The organism is Mesorhizobium sp. M00.F.Ca.ET.216.01.1.1, from assembly GCF_004010325.2.
In the GTDB taxonomy this organism is placed as follows: domain Bacteria; phylum Pseudomonadota; class Alphaproteobacteria; order Rhizobiales; family Rhizobiaceae; genus Mesorhizobium.
In genome coordinates this window covers 1-294 of record NZ_SADR02000490.1, presented here as the reverse complement: position 1 = coordinate 294, position 294 = coordinate 1, and the positions used below count along the sequence as shown (strand labels likewise).

At 71.1% G+C, this 294-nt stretch carries 1 protein-coding gene; it reads left to right on the top strand.

Features of this window, described 5'->3' with window-relative positions; all coding sequences use genetic code 11:
• Nucleotides 1-294 (top strand): cupin domain-containing protein (locus EN859_RS37105; protein ID WP_135913741.1); only part of this gene is annotated, 294 nt, incomplete at both ends.

The window sequence follows — 294 nt, the reverse complement described above, 5'->3', positions numbered from 1 at the left end:
GAACGCGCCGGGCAGCCAGCATCTGCTCGACGCGATGGCCGGCGAGGTGACGATGGATCGGGTCGGCTCCGGCGGCATCCTTGCCCGCCTTGCGGACGTGCTAGCCGCCACCATCATCCGCTCCTGGGTCGAGAATGGCTGCGGCGATGCCACCGGATGGATCGCCGCCGTCCGCAATCCGGATGTCGGCAAGGTGCTCGCCGCCATTCACCTGCAGCCCGACCGCGACTGGACGGTCGAGGCGCTGGCGCGGCTGATGGGAGCGTCGCGCTCCGCCTTCGCGCAGCGCTTCGC